The sequence below is a fragment of the Endozoicomonas sp. SESOKO4 genome, assembly GCF_024606275.1.
On record NZ_JAHHPS010000007.1, the window covers coordinates 1 to 1364 of the forward strand.

At 46.6% G+C, this 1364-nt stretch carries 1 protein-coding gene; it reads right to left on the reverse strand.

Annotation, left to right across the window (positions count from 1 at the left end; genetic code table 11):
• Positions 1-284: 284 nt before the first annotated feature.
• On the reverse strand, positions 285-1364 hold a 1080-nt coding region (locus KDK16_RS00090), incomplete at its 5' end, for a CHY zinc finger protein (RefSeq protein WP_257252886.1).

Genomic DNA, 1364 nt, shown 5'->3' on the forward strand with positions numbered 1-1364 from the left:
GAACAGATGCTATTAATAAGCGGTAAAAATGCATTCAAGTCTCGTTACACAACTTTTGTCAATAATGCCAACCCGCTCTGACTTGCCTGATAGAAAACCTCAGAACAATTTGTGTTGACTTTCTGTCGTGGAAAAATAAAGGAGCATTACTTTTCATCATTATTGTTCGTAGAGATAGAGAGTAGCCAAGAATTTCTGAATGGCTATATGGATTTTTTGACCTGTACTGCCACGTGGCAAATCTGAAACGGACACCAACGGCGATTATTAAATCCGGTCAGCAGTTAATGATTGTTTCCATTTACCGGAGTGTATAGAGGGTGTCTGCACATGGGGCAGGTTCTTATCCCGTGTTGAATCATCGCAATGACACAGTTCCTGTGAACTTTGTGGGAACAGGGCAGTATCTGGCAGCCGCTGAAGGCATCTTCCAGACAAATGCAGCACAGATCGTGGCCTGAGTTTTCCCGGCATTTGTGATTGCCTTCTAACCTTTTATCCAAACAGATATTGCAAACATCACAGTGAAAGGACTTATGCTTGTTTACTCGGCAAATGCCACATTTATCGCAGTGGTGCGGTTTTCTCTCCTTACAGGTGAAGTGTTTGCATTTTGCACAGAAATATTCCGACATTTTCTGGTTGCATCCCGGGCACGTCTGGGAGTCTTCCGTAATGTCCCCCTCATAGTTGCAGAAACAACATTGAAGCTTTTTCGCGTCAATAGCCTTGCGATCTTTAACATCGCAGTCATCACTGGCGTTATGGCAAATTTGGCAGGGGAAATACCTGGCACAGCATCCAAAGTTCAGACGGCATGACCGATGATAATGACTGCAAGATCGATTTCGGTTTTTGTCCCAGCATGTCGTTACCTGTTCCTGCCGGGGGTATGCCTCTTCATTGTCGATGTTCGACTCATCACTGCCTGACATCGGGCTGGTTTCCGGAATCGGTGGGTGTTCTCCACGGGGAATATTGTTTACTGATGGGGGCTCTGTACGATCAATAGACGAGAGTGACTGCTCATTGGGGGAAGTCAACTGTTGAGAAGCTCGATACTCCTCGTCACTGCCTGACATTGTCGGGTTGGTCTCTGCAATCGGTGGGTGTTCTTCACGGGGAATATTGTTTACTGATGGGGGCTCTGTATGGTCAATAGACGAGAGTGACTGCTCATTGGGGGGGCTCAAGGGTTGGTGAGAATCAAAACGCGCTGTGTCATTGCCGGGCATCGCTGGATTATTGGCCGCTGTCAGCCTCTGGGCTGTGTTTTCCGCTGCTTGATGGATCAGATAGTCTATTACTCCTTGTTTGCTTTCGAGATCAACGTACAACTTTTTGATCTGTTCCCTCAGGCATTG